This window comes from Arthrobacter glycogeni (assembly GCF_054511155.1).
The window spans coordinates 17033-34777 of sequence record NZ_JBTNDE010000017.1; the positions used below are offsets into that span (position 1 = coordinate 17033).

General features: G+C 65.0%; 22 protein-coding genes. 9 read left to right on the forward strand and 13 right to left on the reverse strand.

Annotation, left to right across the window (positions count from 1 at the left end; translation table 11 throughout):
• Nucleotide 1 precedes the first annotated feature (1 nt).
• Nucleotides 2–589, forward strand: a complete 588-nt coding sequence (locus tag ACX80O_RS12265; RefSeq protein WP_459333619.1) for a rhomboid family intramembrane serine protease — start codon at nt 2–4, stop codon at nt 587–589.
• Nucleotides 590–615: 26 nt separating this feature from the next.
• Here the strand turns inward: ACX80O_RS12265 and greA are convergent, their stop codons facing one another.
• Together greA and ACX80O_RS12275 are read right to left on the reverse strand one after the other, a co-directional pair.
• On the reverse strand, nt 616–1107 hold the full coding sequence (gene greA / locus ACX80O_RS12270) for a transcription elongation factor GreA (RefSeq protein WP_459333620.1): 492 nt from the start codon (nt 1105–1107) through the stop codon (nt 616–618).
• A gap of 261 nt (nt 1108–1368) precedes the next feature.
• Nucleotides 1369–1815 (reverse strand): DUF4307 domain-containing protein, encoded by a 447-nt coding sequence (locus tag ACX80O_RS12275; RefSeq protein WP_459304969.1) that lies wholly within the window; start codon nt 1813–1815, stop codon nt 1369–1371.
• A 67-nt stretch (nt 1816–1882) separates the two neighbouring features.
• On the opposite strand from ACX80O_RS12275, the gene mca reads away from it, so the two are divergent.
• Entirely contained in the window at nt 1883–2812 is a 930-nt protein-coding gene (gene mca / locus ACX80O_RS12280) for a mycothiol conjugate amidase Mca (RefSeq protein ID WP_459304968.1), read from the forward strand.
• Between the two features lie 47 nt (nt 2813–2859).
• Nucleotides 2860–3207: a hypothetical protein gene (locus ACX80O_RS12285; RefSeq protein ID WP_459304967.1), complete on the forward strand. Its 348-nt coding sequence runs from the start codon at nt 2860–2862 to the stop codon at nt 3205–3207.
• Between the two features lie 33 nt (nt 3208–3240).
• Here the strand turns inward: ACX80O_RS12285 and ACX80O_RS12290 are convergent, their stop codons facing one another.
• The 3 genes from ACX80O_RS12290 to trhA form a co-directional block, all read right to left on the reverse strand.
• The gene (locus tag ACX80O_RS12290) at nt 3241–3735 is read right to left on the reverse strand and encodes an SRPBCC family protein (RefSeq protein ID WP_459333621.1); all 495 of its coding nucleotides are present in this window, start codon (nt 3733–3735) and stop codon (nt 3241–3243) included.
• A 7-nt stretch (nt 3736–3742) separates the two neighbouring features.
• The gene (locus ACX80O_RS12295) at nt 3743–4117 is read right to left on the reverse strand and encodes an ArsR/SmtB family transcription factor (protein ID WP_459304965.1); all 375 of its coding nucleotides are present in this window, start codon (nt 4115–4117) and stop codon (nt 3743–3745) included.
• Nucleotides 4118–4204: 87 nt separating this feature from the next.
• Nucleotides 4205–4861, reverse strand: coding sequence for a PAQR family membrane homeostasis protein TrhA (gene trhA / locus ACX80O_RS12300; protein WP_459304964.1), 657 nt, complete (start codon nt 4859–4861; stop codon nt 4205–4207).
• Nucleotides 4862–5050: 189 nt separating this feature from the next.
• On the opposite strand from trhA, the gene ACX80O_RS12305 reads away from it, so the two are divergent.
• Together ACX80O_RS12305 and phoH2 are read left to right on the forward strand one after the other, a co-directional pair.
• Nucleotides 5051–5812, forward strand: coding sequence for an isoprenyl transferase (locus ACX80O_RS12305; RefSeq protein ID WP_459305335.1), 762 nt, complete (start codon nt 5051–5053; stop codon nt 5810–5812).
• A gap of 239 nt (nt 5813–6051) precedes the next feature.
• The gene (gene phoH2, locus ACX80O_RS12310) at nt 6052–7479 is read left to right on the forward strand and encodes an RNA 5'-3' helicase PhoH2 (RefSeq protein ID WP_459333622.1); all 1428 of its coding nucleotides are present in this window, start codon (nt 6052–6054) and stop codon (nt 7477–7479) included.
• A gap of 32 nt (nt 7480–7511) precedes the next feature.
• Here phoH2 and ACX80O_RS12315 read toward each other — a convergent pair whose 3' ends face one another.
• A complete protein-coding gene (locus ACX80O_RS12315) occupies nt 7512–8255 on the reverse strand; it encodes a hypothetical protein (protein WP_459304962.1) in 744 nt (247 codons plus the stop codon).
• A gap of 58 nt (nt 8256–8313) precedes the next feature.
• Here ACX80O_RS12315 and ACX80O_RS12320 point away from each other — a divergent pair, with 58 nt between their 5' ends.
• Together ACX80O_RS12320 and ACX80O_RS12325 are read left to right on the forward strand one after the other, a co-directional pair.
• Nucleotides 8314–8826 carry a prepilin peptidase gene (locus ACX80O_RS12320; RefSeq protein WP_459333623.1) on the forward strand — a complete coding sequence of 171 codons (513 nt, stop codon included), beginning with the start codon at nt 8314–8316 and terminating at the stop codon, nt 8824–8826.
• A gap of 4 nt (nt 8827–8830) precedes the next feature.
• A complete protein-coding gene (locus ACX80O_RS12325; protein WP_459304960.1) occupies nt 8831–9301 on the forward strand; it encodes an NUDIX hydrolase in 471 nt (156 codons plus the stop codon).
• A 25-nt stretch (nt 9302–9326) separates the two neighbouring features.
• On the opposite strand, the gene ACX80O_RS12330 is transcribed toward ACX80O_RS12325, so the two are convergent.
• The 6 genes from ACX80O_RS12330 to ACX80O_RS12355 form a co-directional block, all read right to left on the reverse strand.
• Nucleotides 9327–9530, reverse strand: coding sequence for a hypothetical protein (locus ACX80O_RS12330; RefSeq protein WP_459333624.1), 204 nt, complete (start codon nt 9528–9530; stop codon nt 9327–9329).
• Between the two features lie 164 nt (nt 9531–9694).
• The gene (locus ACX80O_RS12335) at nt 9695–10402 is read right to left on the reverse strand and encodes a cation efflux transmembrane domain-containing protein (protein WP_459333625.1); all 708 of its coding nucleotides are present in this window, start codon (nt 10400–10402) and stop codon (nt 9695–9697) included.
• Nucleotides 10402–10731, reverse strand: a complete 330-nt coding sequence (locus tag ACX80O_RS12340) for an ArsR/SmtB family transcription factor (RefSeq protein WP_459333626.1) — start codon at nt 10729–10731, stop codon at nt 10402–10404. Before ACX80O_RS12340 ends, ACX80O_RS12335 begins: the two co-directional genes overlap by 1 nt.
• Nucleotides 10732–10940: 209 nt before the next feature.
• Complete coding sequence (locus tag ACX80O_RS12345; RefSeq protein ID WP_459304957.1) at nt 10941–12368, reverse strand: class II fumarate hydratase; 1428 nt, start codon at nt 12366–12368, stop codon at nt 10941–10943.
• Nucleotides 12369–12390: 22 nt separating this feature from the next.
• Complete coding sequence (locus ACX80O_RS12350) at nt 12391–13005, reverse strand: carbonic anhydrase (RefSeq protein WP_459304956.1); 615 nt, start codon at nt 13003–13005, stop codon at nt 12391–12393.
• A gap of 38 nt (nt 13006–13043) precedes the next feature.
• Complete coding sequence (locus ACX80O_RS12355) at nt 13044–13709, reverse strand: DUF4245 domain-containing protein (protein WP_459333627.1); 666 nt, start codon at nt 13707–13709, stop codon at nt 13044–13046.
• A gap of 144 nt (nt 13710–13853) precedes the next feature.
• Between ACX80O_RS12355 and glpX the strand changes: the two genes are divergently transcribed.
• Nucleotides 13854–14903: a class II fructose-bisphosphatase gene (glpX, locus tag ACX80O_RS12360; protein WP_459304954.1), complete on the forward strand. Its 1050-nt coding sequence runs from the start codon at nt 13854–13856 to the stop codon at nt 14901–14903.
• Between the two features lie 79 nt (nt 14904–14982).
• The gene (locus ACX80O_RS12365) at nt 14983–16014 is read left to right on the forward strand and encodes a lipid II:glycine glycyltransferase FemX (protein WP_459304953.1); all 1032 of its coding nucleotides are present in this window, start codon (nt 14983–14985) and stop codon (nt 16012–16014) included.
• Between the two features lies 1 nt (nt 16015).
• Here the strand turns inward: ACX80O_RS12365 and ACX80O_RS12370 are convergent, their stop codons facing one another.
• Nucleotides 16016–17653, reverse strand: coding sequence for an ABC-F family ATP-binding cassette domain-containing protein (locus tag ACX80O_RS12370; RefSeq protein WP_459333628.1), 1638 nt, complete (start codon nt 17651–17653; stop codon nt 16016–16018).
• Nucleotides 17654–17745: the final 92 nt, after the last annotated feature.

Consider the following 17745-nt stretch of genomic DNA (forward strand, 5'->3'; position numbering starts at 1 on the left):
AATGCTTGCGGCACGGGCCCGCAAAGGATTGTTGCTGGTCGGCGCGTTCACCGCACTGCTCTGGGCCATCCACCTGGTCAATCTGCTGACCGGTGCCCGGCTGATCGGCTGGTTGGGGATCGATCCGCGGGAGCTGTCGGGGCTCGACGGCGTGGTGTTCGCGCCGTTGCTGCACGCGGGATTCGGTCACCTGCTGAGCAACACGCTGCCGCTGCTGGTGCTCGGGTTCCTGACCTTCCTGGAGGGGACCAGACGCTTCGCGGTGGCGGTCGCCGCAAGCTGGCTTGCCTCGGGAATTGGGGTGTGGATCTTCGGCGGGGGACTCACCATCGGTGCCTCGGGCCTGGTCTTCGGCTTGTTCGCCTACCTGATTGTCAGAGGATTCTACAACCGTAGCTTCCGGCAGATCCTGCTGGCTGGCGTGCTGTTCCTGATGTATGGCTCAATTCTCTGGGGGATCCTGCCCAGCGTTGGCTCCAACGTGTCCTGGCAGGCGCACCTGTTCGGAGCGCTGGGGGGAGTCCTCGCCGCCCTGATACTCAGACGGCGGCCCGTCCCGGATGGGACGGACCGCCGTCGACAGTCATAGGCGCGGCAATCGCGCCACAGTGTGTGCTAACCGACGTACGGCGTGGCTGACAGTACCTCGACGTCGATCGACTTGCCGTTCGGGGCGGTATAGGTGACCTTGTCACCCGACTTCTTGCCCTGGATGGCTGCTCCCAGCGGAGACTTCTCGCTGTAGACGTCGATGTCGGTGTCGCCGGCGACCTCCCGGCTGCCGAGTAGGAACGTGGCGTCGTCGCCGGCAATCTTGGCGTGGACCAGCATGCCGGGCTCGACGATCCCGTTGTCTTCGGGGGCTTCACCGACATGGGCGCTTTCGAGAAGAGCTGTCAGTTGGCGGATGCGTGCCTCGGACTTGCCCTGTTCCTCTTTGGCTGCGTGGTAGCCGCCGTTTTCCTTAAGATCGCCCTCGGACCGGGCCTGCTCAATGCGGGCGACAACCTCGGTTCGGCCGGGACCGGACAACTGTTCCAGTTCGGCTTTGAGGCGGTCGTAGGACTCCTGGGTAAGCCATGCGACAGGTGCACTGTTGGTGGACACGGGCATCTCCTTAGCTCTGTCCGAAACCCGTCAACTCAGTGGTTCCGGCATGGTGGCAGCCTGCACAAGGTGCTGTAAGCAGGCTTAGTAACAAATAAAGGCTCCACCCTGGGATGACCACATACACCGCTGATCACCGGTTGGGGGAGCCGAACGTCTTACCCCCAGTGTAGTCGTGATGCCTGACATATCCCAAGGGAGCGCAGGGGGGTAGGGCCCTAAATGTAGTGAAACCGAGACGTTCCGGTCTTGGGGAGGGTCCTAGGACGAGGGGGTCTCCTCGAGCACCCAGCAGGCGTCGACCCCACCGGAGACACCTTGGGACTCGGTGCGAAGCTGCGCCCGGTGCGCGGTGGTCCGTCCGCCGTCGGTCCCCTTATCGGTGCCGTTGGGGCCGATCTCCACCACATCCCACCCGACCACAGCGTAGGTCTCGCTGAGTACCTGGACGGCGCATTGCACAGTGCTCTCGGGCGCCTTGGTGACATCGAAGTCCACCGTGGCATTGCCGGGGTCCTGGATGCTGAACCCGACGTCCTTGGCGGTCACGTCGCGGACACCCGTTTGCAGGCTGAACACGGCGGTAGCAACCACAGCGAAGGCCAGGGCGGCCCAGATGATCCGCTTCCTTGTCCGCCCCGGAATTCCCGGCTTGGGGCTGCCGTAGCGATTGGCTACTCTTGAGACTGGCGGTTGGTTGGTATCCATCGCACACCATTTTATCCCCGCCGGATTTTATTGCCTAAAGCGACAGCCGAAACCACAGGAGCAGTAGTTGCCCAGCCCGGAAAACACCTCATCATTTAGCGCGTCAACTCTTGGCCAGGGATTCCGGTTGCTGGCGGTCCACGCACACCCGGACGATGAGTCGAGCAAGGGCGCCGCCACCATGGCGCGGTACGCGGCCGACGGTGTCGATGTCCTGGTTGCCACCTGCACCGGCGGCGAACGTGGCGACATTCTCAACGAGAAGATCGCTGGCGAACCGCACGCGCTGCGGGACCTGGCCGGCCTTCGCCGGCGGGAGATGGCGGGCGCCGCGACGGCGCTGGGAGTCCGCCAGCGCTGGCTGGGCTTCACCGACTCCGGTTTGCCGGAGGGGGATCCGCTCCCGCCGCTACCCTTCGGGTGTTTCGCCCTGCAGCCCCTGGAGCGCGCGGCCGCCCCCCTGGTGAAACTGATTCGCGAGTTCCGCCCGCACGTGATCCTCAGCTACGACGAGAACGGCGGCTACCCCCACCCCGACCACATCATGGCGCACAAGGTGGCTGTCGAGGCCTACCACGCGGCGGGCGACGCCGAGCGATACCCGGGGACCGGGGAGCCCTGGGCCCCGGCCAAGCTGTACTACGACCGCGCCTTCAACCCTGAACGGTTCCACGCCCTGCACAACGCGCTGGAGGAAGCCGGGCTGCAATCGCCGTATGCCGCCCGGATTGCTGCCTGGCTGGAAGCCGACTCTGAAGGCCACCAGGCGCCAGCGCCAACCCACGAAACCACCACCCAAATCGAGTGCGGCGCGTTCTTCGAAGACCGCGATCGGGCCCTGCTGTCCCACCGCACCCAGGTGGACCCGGAGGGGTTCTTCTTCGCCGTGTCGGCGGACCTGCAGCGGAAGGTCTGGCCGTGGGAAGACTACTCACTTATTCACGCCCGGGTTGAGGCCACACTGCCCGAGACCGACTTCTTCGCTGGCATAGAATAGGGAGGGCGGGCCACGCTGCCCGCCGTTCCTTTTGAAAGTGGTGCATTGTGTCTTACCTGCTCAACCTGGTGTCCGCCGTGAGCCCCGCCCCCAATCAGGAGGACGGGCTCAGGCCGGGACTGGACCCCAGCCAGGTGACCCCTGGTCTGTGGGGGTTCATCTTCACGCTGGCGATGGTGGTGGCAGTGATCTTCCTGATCCGCGACATGTCGAAGCGGATCCGTCGGGTGCGCTACCAGGGAATGGTGGACGAGGCAGCCGCTGCGGACGCCGCCCAGGGCCAGGCGAACGACGGCGGCGCCCCCAGCCCGCGTCCCAACGCCGGTCGTGTCCCCGCCGATCGCGCGCCCAATGGTTCCGGCAGTGGCCCGGGGTCTCCTCCGGCCAACCACTGACCAGCTGCGGATAGCCCGACTGTAGCCGCAGCGTTACCAACCACTCAGGGCAATACAGCTAGGGGCAATCGAGGAAAGCAACTCTTCAAGCCGTTCGTAGCTCTCGGCCATCCCGCCCTCCATCCCTGAGGCCGCCATGCCGTCCCGTGCCTCCTGGGTGGGGTAGACCGCATGGCCGCTCAGCCTGCACCGGCCGTTGCCTAGGTCCTGGAAGGTGAGGAACTCGATGCTGACCACATCGGGGTACCCGCCGAATTCGAAGGTCTGGATGGCGAAGTCATTCTCCCTGACGGTGTGAAACACGCCGCTGAAGGTGTATGTGGCGCCGTCCGGACCTGTGTGCCTGTACTGGTAGCTTCCGCCGGTGCGGAAGTCGTAGTGATCAACCTCGATGGTGTTCCGGCGCGGTCCGAGCCACTGACCGATCAGGTGGGGCTGGGCGTGGGCCTGAAAAACGAGGTCGACGGGGAAGTCGAAGTCCCGCTCGAAGTCGATGAAGGGGGCGGCGTCCGGGACGGTGAGTGTCATGCGTTACTCATGATGAATCCTTGGGGCTCTGGTGTTCCTGGTTGCCGCGCTCCGCGGCGGATAAGTGCAGCAGGGCATCGAGGCTGCGGAACTGACCCTCACGGACCAACCGGTACTGGTCAATCCACGCGGTGAGCGCCTCAAGCCGAGCCGGGTTCAGGTGAACGGGCCGGCGCTGCGCATCGCGGGTACGCGTGACCAGCTGTGCCTGTTCAAGGACCTGGATATGCTTCGAGACCGCCTGCTTGGTGATTGCGAAGGGTTCAGCCAGTTCGTTGACCGTGGCAGGGCCCCGGCTGAGGTGGGCGATGATACGGCGCCGGACCGGGTCGGCGAGAGCCAGGAAGGCTCTGTCAAGAAGCGCATTGTCCGCGGCAGCCATTCTAATCAACTTTTCCTTTGATCAACCAACTGGTTGATCAACAATCTACTGCGTGCTGCGGCACGGGTCAAGGATTTTGAGGGTGGTTCAGGAGAGCGGGTTGAGCACGGCAATCATGATCGCGATGAAGTGAACGGTGAAGGCCGCGATGGTCAGGGTGTGAAAGAGTTCGTGGAAGCCGAACCAGTTCACGCTGAAGTTGGGGCGCTTCAGTGCGTAGAAGACCGCTCCGGCTATGTAAAGGGCGCCGCCAATACAGATCAGGACGGTCGCGGCGGCGCTTGCGGCGAAAAAGTCGGGGAGGTAGAACAGGGCACCCAGGCCAAGGGCCACGTAGACGGGTACATAGAGCCAGCGTGGAGCATTGACCCAAAGCACCCGAAAGAGCACTCCGGCAATCGCACCGGACCAAATCACCCAGAGCAGTACCGCGGCCTTATCGGGTTCCAGGAGTGCCCATGCCAGCGGGGTGTAGCTGCCGGCGATCACCAGCATGATGTTGGTGTGGTCAAGACGCTTCAGGACCACCCTGGTGCGGTCAGTCCAGGTGCCCGTGTGATACACGGCGCTGGTGCCAAAGAGCATCACCCCGGTGAGTGCGTAGATGGCCGAGGTGATTTTGCCGGCGGCGGTGGGCGCGACCGCAATCAGCACGATCCCGGCGGCCAGTGCCAACGGTGTCGCCCCTGCATGAAGCCAGCCGCGCAGCTTCGGTTTCAGGGCGCTTGGCGTGGTCGAGGTCATGCGCCAATTCTAGTCGGTTTTGGGCCCAAGTTACCGCCCGGTAGCGTGGCTCCGGCGGGGATACGGGAGAACCACCCAGACGCCGTCGGCGGAGCAACCGGTCCTTGGCGGTACCTTAGGAGTAGACCTATCCGGCGCCCCAGCTGGTGCAGCCGGAGTACCAGAGGAAGAGGACAGGTGAATCACCCCGTGAAGTTCCCAGGATTCGCCTACAACTTCTATGAACGCCGGCTCCAGCGGTCCCTGAGCCCTGACCGGATTCCCCACCATATCGGCGTGATGGTCGACGGCAACCGGCGGTGGGCTAAGCTGGCCGGCGCGCCCACCCGGGACGGACATCAGGCTGGCGCCGACAAGATTCACGAATTTTTGGGTTGGTGCGAGGAGCTCGGCGTCGAGGTCGTTACCTTGTACATGCTGTCCACCGACAACATGGGCCGTTCCCCGGAGGAAATTGAGCAGCTCCTCGACATTATCGCCAATACTCTCGACCGGTTGGGGGAAAGCAACCGGGTGAGGGTACAGCCGGTGGGCGCCCTTGAATTGTTGCCCGACAACCTGGCCGACAAGCTGTGTTCCCTTGCCACCCACACCAAGGGGATCGACGGCCTCCACGTGAACGTCGCGGTCGGTTACGGCGGGCGCCGGGAAATCGTTGATGCGGTCAAGGAATTGATGCGCGCAGCGGCGTCGAAAGGCGGTTCCCTCGAGGGCGTCGCCGAAGGGCTCACCGACCAGCAGATCTCCTCTTTCCTGTACACCCGCGGGCAACCGGACCCGGACCTGGTCATTCGTACCTCGGGCGAGCAACGCCTGTCGGGGTTCCTCATGTGGCAGAGCGCGTACAGCGAGTTCTACTTTTGTGAGGCTCTCTGGCCCGATTTCCGCCGGGTGGATTTCCTGCGCGCGCTGCGCGATTACGGACGGCGGCAGCGGCGTTTCGGCGGCTAGAAGTTAACGGCGAATTCTTCTTCGACACGCCGCACCGGGTCCCCTCAACGCGGTCGTCGGGCGTATTCTCGACTCCATCAGGAGGCACCCATGCCGACTGATCGGGAGGCTACCGATGCAGCGAACAGTGCAGACCAGCACCGCGCGACGTCAGGGGAGGCCGTGCCAGGCCTCGCGGCCTCACTGTCTTACCCAACCATCACAAGTCGGGGACGGCACGCCCCGCCAGTGGAGTCCACATGGCCATATCTGACACACCACAGCGTTCATTCGACTCAGGCCACACCCTCCCCCCAACAGCCACCCACGAGGCCCGCACCAGCACGGATGACGACGTGATCCTTGCCGAGGCGGGCCTTTCGTCTGTCGAGAGCCTCGGTAGTCGGAGCTACGTCATCGACACGTCGGTTCTGCTTTCGGATCCGCTCGCCATCACCCGGTTCGCCGAGCATGAGGTGATCCTGCCGATCATCGTGATCAGCGAGTTGGAGGCCAAACGTGACGACCCCGAGTTGGGGTACTTCGCCCGCAAGGCGTTGCGTCTCCTCGACGACCTGCGGGTGCAACACGACGGGCTCAACCGGGCGGTCCCTCTCGGGGAAGAGGGCGGAACGCTGCGGGTCGAGCTGAACCACATTTCGCCGGCGGTGCTACCTCCCGGGTTCAGGGGCGGTGACAACGACTCCCGGATCCTCGCCGTCGCCAAGAATCTTTCGGACGAGGGCCGGAACGTCACGGTGGTCTCAAAGGACCTGCCGATGCGGGTCAAGGCGTCGGCGATGGGCCTGAAGGCTGACGAGTACCGCAACGAACTGGTCAAGGACTCGGGGTGGACCGGCGTCGCCGAACTCGACGTCGCCGAAGACGACGTCAATGCGTTGTACGACCACCAACCGGTGTTCCTTCCTGAAGCCGCCGAAATGCCAGCCAACACCGGTCTGGTGATGCATTCCCTCCGGGGGTCGGCACTTGGCCGGGTAGGGGCCGACAAGCAGGTGCGGCTGGTGCGGGGTGACCGGGACGTCTTTGGACTCCATGGCAGGTCCGCCGAGCAGCGGCTGGCGATTGACCTGTTGATGGACCCCGAGGTGGGGATCGTGTCGCTGGGCGGCCGTGCGGGCACCGGGAAGTCGGCGCTGGCGCTGTGCGCCGGGCTGGAGGCCGTCCTGGAACGTCGCGAGCACCGGAAAGTGGTGGTCTTCAGGCCGCTCTACGCAGTCGGCGGCCAGGAACTCGGCTATCTCCCGGGCAGCGAGAGCGAGAAGATGAATCCGTGGGCCCAGGCCGTTTTTGACACACTGGGGGCGCTGGTGTCGCAGGAAGTGGTGGAGGAGGTAATGGATCGCGGGATGCTCGAGGTGATGCCCCTGACCCACATCAGGGGTCGTAGCCTGCACGATTCGTTTGTCATTGTCGACGAGGCCCAGTCGTTGGAGAAGAACGTGCTGCTCACGGTGATGAGCCGGATCGGCCAGAACTCGAAGATCGTGCTCACCCACGATGTTGCCCAGCGCGACAACCTGCGGGTGGGGCGCCACGATGGGATCGCCGCAGTGGTCGAGACACTGAAAGGCCACCCCCTGTTCGGTCACATCACCCTGACCAGGTCAGAGCGGTCTCCCATCGCCGCGCTCGTTACCGAACTTCTGGAGGGCGCCGAAATTTAGGTGCGTCGCGGTTGGGGGCGGTGCGCTGAGGGTCAGGACACATTCCACGGAATGTGGGAGCCGACGTTGGTCGGGTCCATCCCGGAGTCCACGAAATGGTCGTCGACCATATACTCGTCGACCCCCAGGATGCGCACCCAGTGCCCGCCCCCGGCGAACGGCCCGTCCAGGGCAAGGGTGGACACGCAGATGCCCGTACCCACATCCACGGTGACCTCGGTGCGGCCGCGTCCAATCAGGGGATGGCCGGGAGCGAACGGCTTGTAGGAGAGGTTGGGGGTGGCAACCGCGCGGAGGACCGGCCGGCCCTGGAAGGTCTCCTCGACAACATTTTCCAGCTCCACCCGGTTGGCGAAAGGGGTCTCAAAGGCGACGGGTGACTCCCCGGCGAACTCGACCGGGTCCAGCATCGCCGCCCACCGCGGGTCCCCGAACGCTGGCTCACCATATGCGGCATCCGGTCGCCGGAGCACGAAGCCGACGTCGTTGTACACCGGGGTGATGAGCCGGGGCGCGAGCAGCCAGGACTTCCGGGTGGCGCTCACATAGAGGGCGTCCCGTGAGCCTGCCGTGCCGGTGGTGCTGTGGAGGAGCACACCGTCGTCGTCCTCAACCCGGAGGGCCGCCGGTCGACGCAGCCAGGCCTTGAGCGGCCGGGTATCTCCCTCGGGGCGGCGCCAGGCCACAGCGAAGCGCAGGGTCTCCCATTTCCAGGGCGAGGACCTGCAGAGCGACCGGAAGGTGGCTGCTGGTGTTCCGCTGTGTGTTGCCGACATATCCACAGTGTAACCGCCGCCATTGGAGCACCAGCGGGGGTCAACTACCGTTGATCCCATGACCGACATCCTCGTCAGGTATCTCGCGGACAGCCCGGTGGCCGCGGTGCTCGTTGTGCTGGCGCTGGCCGCCTTCGGGGTGGCCGGCGTGTGGCTGGGCGTCATTGACATCCGGAGTCACCTGCTGCCGAACCGGATCATCTTCCCGGCCTACCCGGTTGCCGGGCTGCTGCTCGGGGTGGCCGCCCTGCTGGCCGGGGACGGAGCCAGGGTGCTCACTATGATTGGGGGAGCAGTAGTGCTCTGGCTGGCGTACTTCCTGGTGCGCGCGCTATATCCCGCGGGGATGGGATTCGGCGACGTGAAGCTCGCCGGCCTGCTGGGGCTCTACCTGGGGTTCGTCGGCTGGAGCCAGCTGCTGTGGGCGACGATTGCCGCGTTCGGGCTTGGTGCGCTCTGGGGGCTCATTCTGATCGGTTCTCGTCGTGGCACGCTCACGTCGGCGATTCCGTTCGGTCCGGTCATGATTGCGGGGGCTGCGCTCGGGATGGCCCTGCCCTCGCTAGGCTGAACCCATGCCCATCCCCGACTTCATTCTGTCCCTCCGCAGGAAAATTGGACACGAGCCGCTCTGGCTTCCCGGCGTCGGCGGTGTGGTGCTCGACGACGACGGCCGGGTGCTGCTGGGGAAGCGCACCGACAACGGGCAATGGACGGTCATCACCGGCATCCTGGAGCCGGGCGAGGAACCGGGGCCCGGCATTGTGCGCGAAATCTTCGAGGAGACCGGCGTGACGGCGCGGGTCGAGCACCTGATCCGGGTGGAGGTGGTGGGGCCGGTCACCTTCCCCAACGGGGACGTGTGCACCTTCCTCAACACCGACTTCAGCTGCCGGTATGTGGCGGGTGTTGCATGCGTGAACGACGACGAATCCACCGACGTCGGCTGGTTCACCCTGGACGAGCTCCCGGAGCTGAACGACAGACACCGGCAGCTCGTCGAGTCTGCGCTCGCCGCCGACGGCGTGCCGCACTTCGTTCGTTAGCTGGCGTGCACGCGTCCGCAATCGATCAGGACTGGACGCTGAGCCTTTGAATAAACTCGTCAGCCTGGGCCAGGTTACGGGCCATCTTGGCCCGTTGGTTCACGGCTCCCTCCAGGAACCCAGCCAACCTGCCACCCATACCTGAGGTGTCAGGTGTTGCCAGGAGGCTGAGTATGTCGGCCATTTCCTCAAGGGAGAATTCCAGAGACTTCATCTGCTTGATGACCATGAGACGGTCAAAATCCTCTTCCGAGAACACGCCAAATCCACCCTCTGTGAACCCCGGGGCTGCGGGAAGCGCCTGGGTTCACCCCCCTGTTTGGCGTGGTCATGCCACGACGCGGGCGAAGGCAGGTGAATTTTCGCAGATCCGCGAGCCGATTGAGGGAGTGATCAGGGGCAGCAGGAGCAGTCAGCTACTGTGACTGTTTCGGGCGTCTCGTCGGTATCGGCGCGGCCCAGTGGGTTAACGCAACAGGCATCACCCTTCCACGCTTCCCGGCCTTCCTTGACCGCCCAGAACGCGATGACCAATGCGGCGATCGGATCCGCCCACGACCAACCAAAAAGGGAATTCAGGAGAAGTCCGGCCAGCAACACCCCGGAAAGGTAGGAGCACAGCAGCGTTTGTCTGGAATCCGCGACCGCTGACTTTGACCCGAGCTCGCGGCCGGCACGGCGTTGAAGGTAGGACAGCAAAGGCATGATCCCCAGGCTCACCGCGGCAAGTGCGATCCCGACAGTTGAGTGGTCAGCTTCCGCCCCGACAGTGAGGGCGCGGACCGCGTCGAACCCAACGAAGAGGGCCAGCGCGAAGAAGGAGAATGCGATCACCCGCAGCGCGGTTTTCTCGCGTGTTCCGGGATCCTTGGCGGAGAACTGCCAGGCCACCGCTACGGCGGATGCCACCTCGACAATTGAGTCGAGGCCGAACGCGATCAGGGCCCCGGAGGACGCTGCTGTTCCGGCAGTGATCGCCACCCCGGCTTCAATGACGTTGTAGGTGATCGTTGCGGCAACGAAGAGGCGGATGCGACGCGAAAGCTTTGCCCGACGGGCCGAATCGGGCCAGTTGGCAGCAGGGGGCTCCGGCAGACTCATCAGCAGCACCCTTCAGCGGGGTTGTTCATACAATGCTCCGGATCGGTAGTCAACACCACTGCCAGCAGGGCGGTGAGGGCACTGTCCAGTCTTGAATCCGCCAGCTCATAGCGTGCCCGGCGTCCCTCCGGAACGGCCACCACCAAACCACATCCCCGCAAACAGGCCAGGTGATTGGAGAGACCCTGTCGGCTCACCCCCAGCGTGTCTGCGAGGTCGCTCGGGTAAGCCGGAGCGTCCCGCAGCGCGAGTAGGATCCTGGACCGGGTCGGATCGGACAGCGCATGACCGAACCTGGACAGCACCAAAGAATGTACGGGTAGCTCCATCACCCCATAGTACAGCTTTCAGTGAATCCACAACGGGCTGTACTACACGGGAGCCTGAAAGGGACGTTTACCGGATACATCCGCGGGAGGTGGACCGACGAGCTGGCGACGCGTGGGAAACCAGTAACGCTCGCCGAGCCAGAGTTGGGCCGACCGCCTAACTCTGCACAAGCCTTTCCTGAACCACGGCGGCTACTGCGCCTGGGTACCTACTGTGGCGGGCGGGTCATGGACAGCACGTCGAGGGATTCATCGAGCTGCTGCTCAGTGAGTTCTCCGCGCTCAACGAACCCGAGGGCGACGACTGCTTCCCTGACCGTCAGCCCCTCGGCGACAGCCTTCTTGGCGATCTTCGCCGCATTCTCGTAGCCGATGTACTTGTTCAGCGGGGTGACGATCGAGGGGGAAGCCTCGGCCAGGAACCTCGCCCGCTCCTCGTTGGCGGTAATCCCGTCAATCATCTTGTCGGCCATCACCCGGGTGGAGGTGCTGAGCAGCCGCACTGATTCCAGCACGTTGCGGGCGATGACGGGGATGCCGACGTTCAGCTCGAAGGCACCGTTGGTTCCCGAGATGGCCACGGTGGCGTCATTGCCCATCACCTGGGCGCACACCATGATGACCGCTTCGCAGATGACCGGGTTGACCTTGCCCGGCATGATGGACGAACCCGGCTGCAGATCGGGCAGGGCAATCTCGCCGAGACCGGTGTTGGGGCCGGAACCGAGCCAGCGCAGGTCATTGTTGATTTTGGTCAGGGACACGGCGATGGTGCGCAGCATCCCCGACACCTCGACCAGGCCGTCGCGGTTTGCCTGGGCCTCAAAATGGTCGCGGGCCTCGGTCAGGGGCAGTCCGGTGTCGCTGGCCAGCAACTCGATGACCCGAGCCGGGAACCCTGCCGGCGTGTTGATGCCGGTGCCGACGGCGGTGCCGCCTAACGGCACCTCGGCGACCCGGGGGAGGGAGGCTGTGATGCGTTCGACGCCGTATCGAATCTGGGCGGCGTATCCGCCGAATTCCTGGCCCAGGGTGACCGGTGTGGCATCCATCAGGTGGGTGCGACCTGATTTCACTACACTCTTGAACTCGTCGGCTTTGCGCTCAAGGGACGCCGCCAAATGTTCGAGGGCTGGGATGAGGTCCTTGGTCAGCGCGGACGCCGCAGCGACGTGGACCGACGTCGGGAAGACGTCGTTGGAGGATTGGGAGGCGTTGACGTGATCGTTCGGGTGGACCGAGGTTTCGCTGCCGGCGGCGGTCAGGGCCCGGCTGGCCAGCGTAGCGATGACCTCGTTGATGTTCATGTTCGACGACGTGCCGGAGCCCGTCTGGTAGATGTCGACCGGGAAATCGCCGTCGTACAGTCCCTGCGCCACCTCTTCGGCCGCAGCCTCAATCGCGCGGGCCCGCTCACCGTCGAGCACCCCCAGTTCGGCGTTGGCCGTGGCGGCGGCCTTCTTGATCCGGGCCAGCGCCTCGATGTGCGCCCGCTCCAGACGGGTGCCGGAGATCGGGAAGTTCTCCACTGCGCGCTGCGTCTGCGCCCGGTACAGGGCGTTGACCGGAACCCGGACCTCACCCATCGTGTCGTGTTCGATACGGAAGTCGGCGTCGGATCCTGGCGTGTGAGTCATGCGCCAATTCTTGCTGGTGGGGCTACGAGGCGCCAAATCCGGAGACGATTTCGGCTGTGCCGTCCTGCAGCCGGTAGGTGACGCCTATCACAGCAGTTGAACCCTGCTCGACGGCGTCGGCGATGACCCGCGAGGAATCAACCATGCGCTTGGAGGTCTGCTTGATGTGCTCAACGACGGTGGCGTTGAGGTCGGTGACTCCGTTGCGCCGGGAGGTGAGGACCGACGGAGTGATCCGCTCCACCAGTTCACGCAGGAAGCCTACGGGCATCACTCCGGAGTCGAGCGCGTTGATCGTTGCGGAGACAGCCCCGCAGCGGTCATGTCCAAGCACCACGATCAGCGGGACGTTCAACACGCTGACACTGAATTCAAGGGATCCCAGGACGGCGTCATCGATCACCTGACCCGCGGTGCGCACCACGAACACATCCCCGAGGCCGAGGTCGAAAATGATCTCCGCTGCCAGCCGGGAATCCGAACAACCGAAGATGACGGCGAAGGGGTGCTGGGTGTCGACCAGCGAGGCGCGGTGCAGGGCGTCCTGATTGGGGTGCGACGATTCCCCGGAAACGAACCGCAGGTTTCCTTCGCGGAGTCGCTGCCAGGCCTGGGCAGGAGTCGATTGGTTGTCCACGGGCCCACCTTACGCCGGTTTAGTCCCGTTGCCGGAGCCTATGACGCAGCGAGTTCCTCGAGGATCGCGGTGCCCAGCACATCGAACTCGGCGAGATCGGCTGTCCCGTTGAGGATCAGGGTGAAGTCATCGACCTCAGTGGTCAGGAATGAGTCTCCCGATGAACTATCCAATAACTCCCAGTCAACGGTTTTGATGGTGCGTTGCCCGGAGACCTGGGCGTCGTCGAGCCGCTGGGCCGTCCACGTGGGGTTGGCGCTGTCGGTCTGGGTGAGCTGGATGAACTGCCGTTCAGGGGTGAGGTAGCCTACCTCCCAGAACGGTACGCCGTCGCTGCCCCCAGCGTTCCAGCGAGCGAAGTTTGAGGTCCAGCCCGCCGGAAGCTCCGGCGCCAACGGAGTGTACCCGGCAATTTCAGCAGCCTCGGCCGAGACGTTCTGCACGTCGATGTCCCGAGCGTAGGTCTCCGCAGTGTGGGTGGGATTCAGGAGTAGGACCGGCAGGACCAGCCCAAACGTGGCGGCAATCGCGATCAGCATGCCGATGACTGTCGAATTGGCCCGCTTTGCCTGCTTCGGGGTCAGGACCGGCGTCACCTGCGGCTCGGAGCCGGGCTGTTGGCCGGTGTCGCTCTGCTCGCCGGTCGCCGGACGCGGCTCGCCGTCGACGGGTCTTTCTGATGATCCGGGCTGGAGGTTGCTCACCCCTCCATTTTCCACCACACCCGGGGCGCCCACCTAAACGGGCCCCGCCCGCCCACATCGTTCCGTGCATGAGGGCCACTATGATGGGGCGCAGGGGATTAGTCCCACAGCTTTCGCCAGCAATGGCACAGCACCGCTTCGACGATGAGGATTGACGTGTCCAATACCGCCAAATCAGCCCAGTATGCAACGCTCTCCCGCTCACTGGCGGTTGGCGACGACGAGCCGGACCGCAATCTGGCGCTGGAGCTGGTCCGCGTCACCGAGGCCGCAGCCATCGCCGGCGGGCACTGGGTGGGATACGGCGACAAGAACAAGGCCGACGGTGCGGCAGTCGACGCCATGCGCTCGCTGCTGTCGACGGTCCACTTCAACGGCGTCGTGGTCATCGGTGAGGGCGAGAAGGACGAGGCTCCAATGCTGTACAACGGCGAGCGGGTCGGTGACGGCAGCGGACCTGAATGCGACGTCGCCGTGGACCCCATTGATGGTACCCGCCTGGCGGCCCTGGGCATCAACAACGCCATCGCAGTCCTCGCCGTCGCCGAGCGCGGCACCATGTTTGATCCGTCGGCTGTCTTTTACATGGAGAAACTCGTGACCGGTCCCGAGGCAGCCGACATGGTTGACCTGCGCCTCCCGGTCAAGCAGAACCTGCACCTGATCGCCAAGGCCAAGGGCAAGTCGGTCAACCAGGTCACGGTGATGATCCTCGACCGCGACCGCCACCGTCCCCTGGTCGACGAGATCCGTGCCGCCGGTGCGCGCACCAAGTTCATCATGGACGGCGACGTCGCCGGGGCCATCGCTGCCGCCCGCGAGGGCACCGACGTAGACGCCCTGATGGGGATCGGTGGCACCCCGGAGGGAATCGTCGCGGCCTGCGCCATCAAATCCCTGGGCGGTGTCATCCAGGGCAGGCTGTGGCCCACCAGCGACGAGGAAAAGCAGAAAGCGATCGACGCCGGCCACGATCTCGACCGGGTGATGTCCACCTCCGACCTGGTCACTAGCGACAACTGCTACTTCGCGGCGACCGGCATCACCGACGGCGACCTGGTCCGCGGGGTGCGTTACAACAAGGGCACCGTGCGCACCCAGTCCATCGTGATGAGGTCCAAGTCCGGGACCATCCGCGTGGTTGACGGCGAGCACCAGGCCCACAAATGGGAAAGCTATGCCCGCCTGAAGTAGCCCGCCTGACATAGCGGTGCACGAAGCGCTGCACAGAGGTCGCCGAAGGTGGCCCGCGATCAACGCTAGGGTTGGGTGCATGACCCTTACTGTTGTGCAGTGCACCGACGAGTCCCGCTGGGACGCCGCCGTCAACGCCTTGCGGGGGCACCCCCAGCAGCTCTGGGGCTGGGGCAAAACCAAGGCCTCCCACGGCTGGAGCGTCGACCGGGTCCTGGTCCAGGACGATGGCGTCCTCGTGGGCTGCGCGCAGGTGCTACTCCGGAAGCTGCCCTTGCCGTTCCGTGCGTTGGCCTACTGTCCGCGCGGTCCCCACACCGCATCCGGGCGCGAGGCCGAGGTGCTGCGGGCGCTTGAGGTTTACGTCCGCCAGGCACACCGCGCGGTGGCGTTGAGCATTGAACCGGACTGGGAAACAACCACCGCCGCGGTGTCGGCGCTCGCCCCCGCCGGGTGGCGCAGCACCGGGAACACCATCCTGATTGGCCGGACCCTCATCCTCGACCTCACCCACACCGAGGACGAGCTGCTGGCCGAGATGAGCAAAAAGCACCGCCAGTACATCAGGAAATCCGGTCGGGAGGACCTCGATTACCGCGAGGTGACCCGTTCCGAGCTGACCCAATGTCTTGGAGTGTACCGGCAGACGGCTGAGCGGGCCGGGTTCGGCATCCACGAGGACCGCTACTACCTGGACATCTTCGACAATCTCGGCGCTGCGTCGCCGGTGTTCGCCGCGTTCAAGGGCGACGACGTCGTCGCGTTCCTGTGGCTGTCGACCAGTGCTCACACGGTCTTCGAGCTCTATGGCGGAATGACCGCCGAGGGCGAACAGCTACGGGCCAACTACGCCTTGAAGTGGCTGGCCGTCCAAGCGATGAAGGAACGCGGCGCAGTGCGCTACGACTTCAATGGGCTACTGAACGACGGCGTCTCGAAGTTCAAGATGGGCTGGGCAAAACACGAAAACCAGTTGGCTGGCACCTGGGATAAACCCCTCTCGCCGCTGTACCCGCTGTATTCCCGCGCCATGCCCCTGGCCCGCGACGGGCTGAGGTTCGCCCAGAACACTGTCGCGAAGCTGAGGTCGAAGGTGCCCGGGCGGTCCTAGGTCAGCTGGCGCTGACCCGTCCACCCTCAACGCTCCACCGCATGTCCAGCCGCACATTTTCGAGCAGACGGCGGTCATGCGAGACCAGGAGCAGGGCGCCGTCGTAGTTCTCCAGCGCCTCTTCCAGCTGCTCAATCGCAGGCAGGTCGAGGTGGTTGGTCGGCTCGTCAAGCACCAGCAGGTTCACTCCCCGGACCTGCAAAAGTGCCAGCGCGGCGCGGGTGCGCTCGCCGGGGGAGAGGCTGCCCACCGGCCCGCTGACCTGATCGGCTTTGAGCCCAAACTTGGCGAGCAATGTGCGGACCTCGGCCCGGTTCAGGCTGGGCACCAGCGCCTCGAATGAATCACCGAGCGGTTCGGTCTCCGCAAACACGCCGCGGGCCTGATCGATTTCCCCGACGGCGACACTTGCGCCGAGCCCCGCCCCGCCGTCGTCGGGCACCAACTGGCCCAGCAGCAGGGCGAGCAGGGTGGACTTCCCCGCGCCGTTAGGTCCGGTAATCCCGATCCGGTCACCTGCGTTGACCTGCAGGGACACCGGGCCGAGCGTGAAAGCGCCCCGCCTGACCGTCGCCCCGTTCAGGGTAGCGACCACCGAACTGGACCTCGGGGCGGCGCCGATGCTGAACTGGAGTTGCCATTCCTTGCGCGGTTCGGCAACCTCATCGAGGCGTGAAATCCGCGACTCCATCTGTCTGACCTTCTGCGCCTGCTTCTCGGAGGATTCCATGCTGGCCCGGCGCCGGATCTTGTCATTGTCGGGAGCCTTTTTCATCGCATTCCTGACACCCTGGGAGCTCCACTCCCGCTGGGTCCGGGCACGGCCGACCAGATCCGCTTTCTTGTCGGCAAACTCCTCGTACGCCTCCCGGGCATGGCGCTTCGCCACAGCCCGCTCCTCGAGGAACGCGTCATACCCGCCGTCGTACACGGCAACGCTGCGCTGCGCCAGATCGAGTTCCACCACCGTAGTGATGCAGCGGGCCAGGAACTCGCGGTCGTGCGACACCAGGACGACGCCGCCGCGCAGGCTCCGCACAAACTCCTCAAGACGGTCCAGACCGGCCAGATCGAGGTCATTGGTGGGCTCATCCAGCAGGACGATATCGAACCGGCTCAGCAGCAGCGCGGCGAGGGCAACCCTGGCCGCCTGGCCGCCCGACAGCCCGGTCATCGCGGTGTCCAGGCCCAGCGTCAGCCCGAGTTCAGCCAGGACGGGCGGGATACGGTCGACAAGATCGGCTGCCCCGCACGCCATCCAGTGGTCCAGCGCCGTCCCATAGGCGTCGTTGGCGGCGCTGGTGCCTGAGGCCAGCGCTTCGGCTGCGGCCTCCATCGCCGCGGTGGCCGCGGTCGTCCCCGTGTGGCGGCCGAGGTAGCCCTCGATCGTCTCGTCGGGCAGCCGGTCCTGTTCCTGCGGTAGCCAGCCGACAAACGCGTCGGCGGGGGTGGTGGTCACGGAGCCGCCCAGCGGAGTATCGGCGCCGGCGAGGAGCCTGAGCAGGGTCGACTTGCCAGCACCGTTGGCGCCAACGACGCCGACGACGTCGCCCGGCGCCACGGTCAGGTTCAAGCCGGAGAAGAGGGTGCGGTGGGCGTGACCTCCAGAGAGGTCCTTCGCCACGAGGGAAGCAGTCACCCGTCTATCTTAGGGAAACCCGGCGGAGGCACGGACCACCGGTGTGACCCGCCGGTGTGAGGCAAAGCAGTGGCGGGGGTGAGTGTCGGCCG

What these genes read in the sequence shown, in the direction of transcription:
- trhA (WP_459304964.1), bottom strand. Translation starts at nt 4,861, where the DNA reads ATGACCTCGACCACGCCAAGCGCCCTGAAACCGAAGCTGCGCGGCTGG.
- ACX80O_RS12325 (WP_459304960.1), top strand. Translation starts at nt 8,831, where the DNA reads ATGCCCATCCCCGACTTCATTCTGTCCCTCCGCAGGAAAATTGGACAC.
- ACX80O_RS12340 (WP_459333626.1), bottom strand. Translation starts at nt 10,731, where the DNA reads ATGGAGCTACCCGTACATTCTTTGGTGCTGTCCAGGTTCGGTCATGCG.
- ACX80O_RS12315 (WP_459304962.1), bottom strand. Translation starts at nt 8,255, where the DNA reads ATGTCGGCAACACACAGCGGAACACCAGCAGCCACCTTCCGGTCGCTC.
- ACX80O_RS12365 (WP_459304953.1), top strand. Translation starts at nt 14,983, where the DNA reads ATGACCCTTACTGTTGTGCAGTGCACCGACGAGTCCCGCTGGGACGCC.
- phoH2 (WP_459333622.1), top strand. Translation starts at nt 6,052, where the DNA reads ATGGCCATATCTGACACACCACAGCGTTCATTCGACTCAGGCCACACC.
- ACX80O_RS12265 (WP_459333619.1), top strand. Translation starts at nt 2, where the DNA reads ATGCTTGCGGCACGGGCCCGCAAAGGATTGTTGCTGGTCGGCGCGTTC.
- ACX80O_RS12320 (WP_459333623.1), top strand. Translation starts at nt 8,314, where the DNA reads ATGACCGACATCCTCGTCAGGTATCTCGCGGACAGCCCGGTGGCCGCG.
- ACX80O_RS12290 (WP_459333621.1), bottom strand. Translation starts at nt 3,735, where the DNA reads ATGACACTCACCGTCCCGGACGCCGCCCCCTTCATCGACTTCGAGCGG.
- ACX80O_RS12295 (WP_459304965.1), bottom strand. Translation starts at nt 4,117, where the DNA reads ATGGCTGCCGCGGACAATGCGCTTCTTGACAGAGCCTTCCTGGCTCTC.
- ACX80O_RS12330 (WP_459333624.1), bottom strand. Translation starts at nt 9,530, where the DNA reads ATGGTCATCAAGCAGATGAAGTCTCTGGAATTCTCCCTTGAGGAAATG.
- glpX (WP_459304954.1), top strand. Translation starts at nt 13,854, where the DNA reads ATGAGGATTGACGTGTCCAATACCGCCAAATCAGCCCAGTATGCAACG.
- ACX80O_RS12345 (WP_459304957.1), bottom strand. Translation starts at nt 12,368, where the DNA reads ATGACTCACACGCCAGGATCCGACGCCGACTTCCGTATCGAACACGAC.
- ACX80O_RS12275 (WP_459304969.1), bottom strand. Translation starts at nt 1,815, where the DNA reads ATGGATACCAACCAACCGCCAGTCTCAAGAGTAGCCAATCGCTACGGC.
- ACX80O_RS12335 (WP_459333625.1), bottom strand. Translation starts at nt 10,402, where the DNA reads ATGAGTCTGCCGGAGCCCCCTGCTGCCAACTGGCCCGATTCGGCCCGT.